The sequence below is a fragment of the Micromonospora sp. M51 genome (assembly GCF_018070305.1).
Taxonomy (GTDB): Bacteria; Actinomycetota; Actinomycetes; order Mycobacteriales; family Micromonosporaceae; genus Micromonospora; species Micromonospora parva.
On the sequence record NZ_JAGPXZ010000253.1, the window covers coordinates 1 to 7,553 of the forward strand.

Consider the following 7,553-nt stretch of genomic DNA (forward strand, 5'->3'; position numbering starts at 1 on the left):
GAGTGACACGCCAGGGCGGCTCCCCGGCACTATCGCATTCATAACTGTAAGTGCGCGGGCGATTGCCGACAGCTACGTCCGGGTGGTCCAATCCTCCAGAAAGCCGCCACCCCGCCCGCCCGCGGGGGACGGCGTCGGCCGCGCCGCCCGGGAGGTACGTCCATGAGCGAGACCGCCACCGCAGAGGCCCACCGGTTCAGGCCAGAGCAGTCCCGCCCGGGACGTACCGAATCGGTGCTGCCGGAACTGCGGGAGATGTGGTGGGAGACGGGGGTGCGGGCGCGCGCCGAGGCCGGCGTCTTCGCCGTCTTCGCGGAGTTGCCCAGGTTGGTGTGGACCGCACTCGGCATCAGTTGGCGCGCGGACCGGCTCCGTACCGGTGTGGTGGCTGTGGCCACCGTCGGCGCGGGGGTGATGGCGGCCTTCGGGCTGCTGGCCACGCAGCGGGTGCTGGTGGAGTTGTTCGCCGGCGGGCCGACACCGGACAAGGTGCGGGCGGCACTGCCCGCGCTGGTCGTGCTGGCCGTGACGGTCGCGCTCCGCGCCGGGATGGGCATCGCCACCGGGTACGCGCAGAACGGGCTGACGCCCCGGGTGAGCCGGGAGGTGGAGCGAGGCCTGTTCGAGGTGTCCACAGCGGTCCGGTTGGAGGCGTTCGACGCGGACGCGTTCGCCGACGACATGGAACGCGCCTCGCGGGGCACCGAGTCGACGATCGGGCTGGTGCAGGCGTCGATGAACCTGCTCGCCGGGCTGGCCGGCCTGCTCGCCGTGGCGGCTGCCGTCATCATCATCCATCCGCTGCTGCTGCTGGCGCTGCTGGTCGCCACGGTGCCCACGGCATGGGCGTCGTTGCGGGCCGGGCATCTGCGCTACCAGACGTACACCGCCGGATCGGTGCGCCGACGTCGACTGTGGCTGCTGCACAAGTTGATGGCCGAACGTGCCTCGGCACCGGAGTTGCGCTCGTACGGTCTGCGCCGGTTCCTGCTCGACCAGTACGACCGGGTGATGCGGGTGGAGACCGACATCCAGCTCGCCCTGGCCCGGCGCGTCACCACGACCACCACTGTCGGAGCGATCATCGGTGGCCTCGCCACCGGCACCGTCTACGCCCTGCTCGGGTTGCTGCTCCTGGACGGGCAGATCCCGCTCGCCGCGGCGGCGACCTGCGTCATCGCGGTGCAGTCCGCGCAACGGTCCCTGGCCATCGCGACCTTCCAGGTCGACCACGTCTACACCGAGGGGCAGCACTTCGGCGACTACACCGGCTTCATGACCCGCGCTGACGCCTACCTGCCGGGCAACGCCGACGACGAAGCCGGGGCCGCGCCGGACCGGTTGCGGGAGTTGACGGTCAACGGGGTGAGCCTGCGCTATCCCGACCGGGACACCCCGGCCGTCGACGGCGTCACGTTGACGATCACCGCCGGGCAGACGGTCGCGTTCGTCGGGGAGAACGGCTCGGGCAAGACCACCCTCGCCGCGATGGTCGCCGGCCTGCGCGTGCCCACCGCTGGCGGTATCGAGTGGAACGGCCGCCCGTTGTCGGAGCTCGACGTCGACGGGCTGCGGGCCCGGATCGCGGTCGTGACGCAGGAATACCACAAGTGGCCGTTCACCGCGGCCACGAACATCGCCATCGGCGACGTCGACAGCGAGGCCCGGCAGGATCGCATCGAGGCCGCCGCCGGCCGCGCGGTCGCCCACGACATGATCAACGAACTTCCGCACGGGTACGAGACACTGCTCGACCGGACCTTCGCGCGCGGTCAGGACCTCTCCGGTGGGCAGTGGCAACGCATCACCGCGGCCCGCGGCTTCCTGCGCGACGCCGAACTGCTGATCATGGATGAGCCGTCCTCCGCGCTCGACCCCCGCGCCGAGGATGCCCTGTTCCAGGCCATTCGGGACCGCAGAGGTCGCGCCACGACGATCCTCATCACGCACCGGCTCGCCAACGTCCGGCACGCCGACCGGATCTTCGTCCTGCACCACGGCCGACTGGTCGAGGCCGGCTCACACGCCGACCTCGTCGCCACCGGCGGCCGGTACGCCGAACTGTTCGCCCTCCAGGCCGCCGGCTACGACGCGAACCTGAGGGACGGCCACCGGCCCGCACCGAGCTCCCACTGACAACCGTCGCCACCACCGGCGTCCTCGCTGTCGGACCTTCTCCCGTTCCCCGCCGAGCGGCTAGGCTTCCGCCCATGTCAGGGTGGCGCGGCCGTTCGGCGAACACGGCCCTGGTGCTCGTCGTCGGCCTGATCGCCCTCGTGGGCCTGGTGGTGCAGTCGCGCGGCCTCGACACCACCGCCGAATGGGCGGCCCTGCCTGTGGTGCTGCTCTCGTCCGGCGCGCTGTACGTCCGCCGGCGTCACCCGGTGCCGGGGGGCGTCGTGGCGCTGGCCGCCGTCGGCGCGTACGGGGCGCTGCTGCACCGGCACCACGGCGTACGGGTCGGTGACCGAGTGCACCGCCGTCGCCGTGCTGCCCAGCGGGCCGGCGAGCAGCTCGCGCAGCATGGCCCGGGAGGTGTGCACGTCCAGTCGACGCGCCGGGTCCTTCTCCAGCAGACCCATCAGCACGCGGGTCAGCGGGCCGCTGCGCTGCGGCGGGGCGGGTGGGTCCTCCACCACGGCGTGCATGGTCTCGATCGGGTCGCCCTTGTCGAACGGGGGCCGCCCCTCGACAGCGGTGTAGAGCGTCACACCCAGCGAGAAGAGGTCGCTGGGCGGGCCGAACTCCTGGCCCATGGCCCGCTCGGGCGAGATGAAGTGCGGCGAGCCGAGCACCATGCCGGGGGTGGTGAGCTGCACGTCCGTGGGCATCCGGGCGACCCCGAAGTCGGTCAGCACGCACCGCCCGTCGGCGCAGATCAGCACGTTGGCCGGTTTGACGTCGCGGTGCAGTACGCCGATCGCGTGGGCGACCTCCAACGCGCCGAGCAGCGCGATGCCGATCTTCGCGACGGCGCGGGGCGCGACCGGCCCGTCCTCGATCACCATGTCGGCCAGGCTGCGGGCGTCCAGCAGCTCCATCACGATCCACGGCCGGCCGGCCTCGGTGACCACGTCGTACACCTGCACGACGGCGGGGTGCTGGATGGCGGCGGCGGCGCGGGCCTCGCGCAGGGTGCGTTCGTACATCGCGTCGCGGTCGCTGGGGGCCAGCCCCGGGGGCAGGACGACCTCCTTCACCGCCACGTCACGGCGCAGCAGGGTGTCTGTGGCACGCCACACCGTGCCCATGCCGCCGTTGCCCACCGAGGACCGCAGCGAGTACCGGTCACCAATGGTGGTGCCGGGCGCCGCTCGTCCGTTGGCGGGACTAACTGGTCCGCCGCTCCACGTCGGGATCTGAGTCACAGAAAAGCCACCGGGGGAAATCGAGGGGGGCTGGGACACAACCCCCCTATCTTGCTGGTTCCGACGCCCGATGCGAAAGCCGACGCGACGGACGTTTATCGAAGTCAACAGAACGTGCCCTGTCGTTCACCTGGTGTCGACCGGTCGGGACGCACTGTGCGGTATCCCTCACCCGACGACGTGGCCAGGCGTCCTACCATCCGGGGATGAACCAACGGCGGTCAAGTGAGTCCGGTTTCCCGATCAACGGCGTCTACACGGAGGCCGACCTTCCGGAGGACCTGGACTCCCGGCTCGGCAGCCCCGGCGAGTTTCCGTACACCCGGGGCGTCTACCCCACCATGTACACCTCCCGCCCGTGGACCATGCGCCAGTACGCCGGCTTCGGCACCGCCACCGAGTCCAACGCGCGGTACCACCAGCTGTTGCGGGCCGGCACCATGGGACTCTCGGTCGCGTTCGACCTACCGACCCAGATGGGCTACGACTCCGACGACCCGATCGCGCACGGCGAGGTCGGCAAGGTGGGCGTCGCCATCGACTCCATCGAGGACATGCGGCTGCTCTTCGCCGACATCCCACTGGACAAGGTGTCCACCTCGATGACCATCAACGCGCCCGGCTCGGTGCTGCTGCTGCTCTACCAGCTCGTCGCCGAGGAGAACGGGGTGCCGGGGACGGCACTCAACGGCACCATCCAGAACGACATCCTCAAGGAGTACATCGCCCGGGGGACGTACATCTTCCCGCCGAAGCCGTCGCTGCGCCTGGTGGCCGACACCTTCGCGTACTGCCGCAAGGAGGTGCCGAAGTGGAACACCATCTCCATCTCCGGCTACCACATGGCGGAGGCCGGTGCGACGCCCGCGCAGGAGATCGCGTTCACCCTGGCCAACGGCGTGGAGTACGTGCGGGCGGCGCTGGCCGCGGGGCTCGCCGTCGACGACTTCGCGCCCCGGCTGTCGTTCTTCTTCGTGGCCCGCACCACGCTGCTGGAGGAGGTGGCGAAGTTCCGCGCCGCCCGGCGGATCTGGGCCCGACTGATGCGCGACGACTTCGGCGCCAAGGATCCGAAGTCGATGATGCTGCGGTTCCACACCCAGACCGCCGGCGTGCAGCTCACCGCGCAGCAGCCGGAGGTGAACCTGGTCCGGGTGGCGGTGCAGGGGTTGGCCGCGGTGCTCGGCGGCACCCAGTCGCTGCACACCAACAGCTTCGACGAGGCGATCGCGCTGCCCACCGAGAAGGCGGCCCGGCTCGCGCTGCGTACCCAGCAGGTGCTGGCCTACGAGACGGACCTGACCGCCACCGTCGACCCGTTCGCCGGCTCGTACGTGGTGGAGGCGATGACCGCCGAGATCGAGGCTGCCGCCGTCGAGCTGATGGAGCGGGTGGCCGACCACGGTTCGGCGGTGGACGCGATCGAGGCCGGCTTCCAGAAGCGGGAGATCGAGCAGTCCGCGTACCGGATCGCCCAGGAGATCGACTCGGCGGAGCGGGTGGTGGTCGGGCTCAACCGGTTCACCGTGGACGAGGAGGAGCCGTACGAGCCGCTGCGGGTCGACCCGGCGATCGAGGCGGCCCAGGCCGACCGGCTGGCCCGGCTGCGCGCCGAGCGGGACGCCGACGCGGTGGCGCGGGCGCTGGCCGGCCTTCGGGCCGCCGCCGAGGGTGCGGAGAACGTGCTGTACCCGATGAAGGAGGCGCTGCGGGCCCGGGCGACGGTGGGCGAGGTGTGCGGGACGCTGCGCGAGGTGTGGGGGTTGTACCGACCCTCCGACCGCTTCTGAGCGCGCTCGGTCGCGGCTCTACGGCCCGAGGGCACTGTGTGTCAGTCGGGCCGAGCGGGTATCCGGTCGGTTGAGCCGGGACGCACACCCTGTGCGCCCACGGTGGGTGGGTGCGTGTGAGCGTCCTTAACCGGCTCGTTGCGGAGTGTGGTCGGCTAATTGTCGGAGTGTCAGTTCACCACCCCGACTAATGCGACAATTTGGCAACGGGTTCCGACTGGTTCCGGGATTCGTGACCGCCGCGATTGGTTACGCGTTGTAGGAGGTGAGGGGCCGATGACGGCGTTCGACCGTGATCTACCTGCTGTCCCCCACCTCGACGAGCGCCCTCAGCAGGGCATACGTGACTCTGTGCGGTCCGATCATTACCGTAACGAGGTTGCGCAGCGTCACCGTCGGAGGTCTAGGCTGTCTGCTGTCCCCGATGATCCATCCATCTCTAGTGATCGAGAATTCGACGTGACGAGTGCGTTGACGCTGCCCACGGGTGGCCAGCTGGCGTCGTCCTGGCCGGATACGCCACCCGGATCCCAGCCGTTGCCCCGCGAGCTGGATCACCTTCTCGCGCTCCGGGTACCGGGGCTGATCGCTACGCGCCGTCACATCCACTCGCACCCTGAGCTCTCCGGCAACGAGTTCGAGACGGCCGCGCTGATCGCCCGGGAGTTGTCGCTGGCCGGGTTGAGCCCGCGCCTGCTGCCCAAGGGCAACGGCGTGATCTGCGACATCAACGGCCGGCCGGACGGCCCGGTCGTGGCGCTGCGCGCCGACATCGACGCCCTGCCGCTCGACGACCCCAAGGACGTCCCGTACCGGTCGACCGTGGAGGGCGTCTGCCACGCCTGCGGGCACGACGTGCACACCACGATCCTGCTCGGCGTCGGCATGCTGCTCGCCCAGCTCGCCGACCTCGGGGAGCTGGACGGCCGGGTCCGGCTGATCTTCCAGCCGGCCGAGGAGATCCTGCCCTGCGGTTCGCTGGAGGTCATCGAGGCCGGCGGCTTGGACGACGTGGTGCAGATCTTCGCGCTGCACTGCGACCCGAACCTGCCGGTGGGCCAGGTCGGCCTGCGGGTCGGTCCGATCACCGCGGCCGCCGACAACGTGACAGTCCGGCTCTCCGGCCCGGGCGGGCACACCGCCCGCCCGCACCTGACCGTCGACCTGGTCGACGCGCTCGGTCGGCTGATCACCGAGGTGCCCGCCCTGGTCAGCCGCCGGGTGCCGGCCAACAGCGGCCTGCTGCTGGTCTTCGGCCACGCCTCGGCCGGCACCCGCTACAACGTCATCCCGTCCGAGGCGAGCGCCTCCGGCACCCTCCGGGTGATGGACCGCGACACCTGGGAGCAGGCTCCCAAGATCGTCGCTCAGGTGGTACGGGACGTGATCGCGCCGACCGGCGCCACTGTCGACCTGGAATACCTGCGCGGCCGTCCGCCGGTGTGCAACGACTCCCGCGCCATCCAGGTGCTGACCGCCGCCACCGGCGCCGCGCTCGGCCCGGAGGGGATCGCGGAGACACCGCAGAGCATGGGCGGCGAGGACTTCTCCTGGTATCTCGAGTACGTCCCCGGCGCCCTCGCCCGGCTCGGCGTGGGTCGTTCCGGCCCCAACGTCGACCTGCACCGGGGGAGCTTCGACGTGGACGAGCGGGCCATCCCGGTCGGCGTCCGGGTCATGGTCCAGACCGCGCTGCGGGCACTGGCGGCGGCGCGCTGACTGGTGCGACCAGCGCCGGGGACCTGCGCCGCCGGCGCAGCACCACCAACAACACCGCCAGCGGTACGCCGAGCGCCACCAGCCACGGCAGCAACGCGCCCAGCACCGTCAGCAGGACGGTCATCGAGACGACGAACGCCTTCCAGCCGCCCCTGAGCCCCACCAGGAAGCCGGTCTCGTCCTTCTCCTCGGTGGCCTTCGCCGCCGGTCCGGCCAGCGCCACGGTGATCGTGGAGAGGGCGGTCAGGTCGGCCAGGCGTCGCTTCTTGGCCTCCAACGAGGCCAGGTCCGCCTCCCGGCGACCCAGCTCGTTCTCCAACGACACCAGGTCGGTGATCGAGGTGGCCCGGGCCAGCAACCGGCGGGCGCTGTCCACCCGTGCCCGCTGACTAATGATCCGGGCGTCCAGGTCGACGGTCTCCTCGGTGACGTCCTGAGTGTTGATCTCCCGGTTCTGCTGCCGACCGAGCTTCGCGATCTCCTCCACCACGCCGGTGAACTTCGCCGCCGGCACTCGCAGCACCAGCTCCGCCACCGCGTCGGCGTCGGCGCTGCGCCGCTGGTCCCCACCCACGAAACCACCGGCCCGAGTGGCCACGGCGGTGGCCTCGCGGGCGGCCGCGGCCACAGCGTCCCCCTGCACCCGCATCGTGCCGGTGTAGATGCGCGCCCGCTG

4 protein-coding genes and 1 pseudogene are annotated in these 7,553 nt (G+C 71.0%); 3 read left to right on the plus strand and 2 right to left on the minus strand.

The genetic code is table 11. From position 1 onward, the window contains the following. Positions 1 to 255: 255 nt before the first annotated feature. Positions 256 to 2,136, plus strand: coding sequence for an ABC transporter ATP-binding protein (locus KBX53_RS15525; protein ID WP_210860010.1), 1,881 nt, complete (start codon positions 256 to 258; stop codon positions 2,134 to 2,136). Between the two features lie 290 nt (positions 2,137 to 2,426). On the opposite strand, the pseudogene KBX53_RS15530 reads toward KBX53_RS15525, so the two are convergent. Continuing rightward, a pseudogene (locus KBX53_RS15530) lies at positions 2,427 to 3,368 on the minus strand (serine/threonine-protein kinase); the annotation flags it as partial. Between the two features lie 206 nt (positions 3,369 to 3,574). On the opposite strand from KBX53_RS15530, the gene KBX53_RS15535 reads away from it, so the two are divergent. Together KBX53_RS15535 and KBX53_RS15540 are read left to right on the plus strand one after the other, a co-directional pair. Next, the gene (locus tag KBX53_RS15535) at positions 3,575 to 5,158 is read left to right on the plus strand and encodes a methylmalonyl-CoA mutase (protein WP_210860004.1); all 1,584 of its coding nucleotides are present in this window, start codon (positions 3,575 to 3,577) and stop codon (positions 5,156 to 5,158) included. Positions 5,159 to 5,617: 459 nt separating this feature from the next. Beyond that, complete coding sequence (locus tag KBX53_RS15540) at positions 5,618 to 6,877, plus strand: amidohydrolase (RefSeq protein WP_210860006.1); 1,260 nt, start codon at positions 5,618 to 5,620, stop codon at positions 6,875 to 6,877. Here KBX53_RS15540 and KBX53_RS15545 read toward each other — a convergent pair. After that, on the minus strand, positions 6,834 to 7,553 hold a 720-nt coding region (locus tag KBX53_RS15545), incomplete at its 5' end, for a DUF4349 domain-containing protein (RefSeq protein WP_210860008.1). The two genes, KBX53_RS15540 and KBX53_RS15545, sit on opposite strands and share 44 nt — an antisense overlap.

What these genes read in the sequence shown, in the direction of transcription:
- KBX53_RS15535 (WP_210860004.1), top strand. Translation starts at nt 3,575, where the DNA reads ATGAACCAACGGCGGTCAAGTGAGTCCGGTTTCCCGATCAACGGCGTC.
- KBX53_RS15525 (WP_210860010.1), top strand. Translation starts at nt 256, where the DNA reads ATGTGGTGGGAGACGGGGGTGCGGGCGCGCGCCGAGGCCGGCGTCTTC.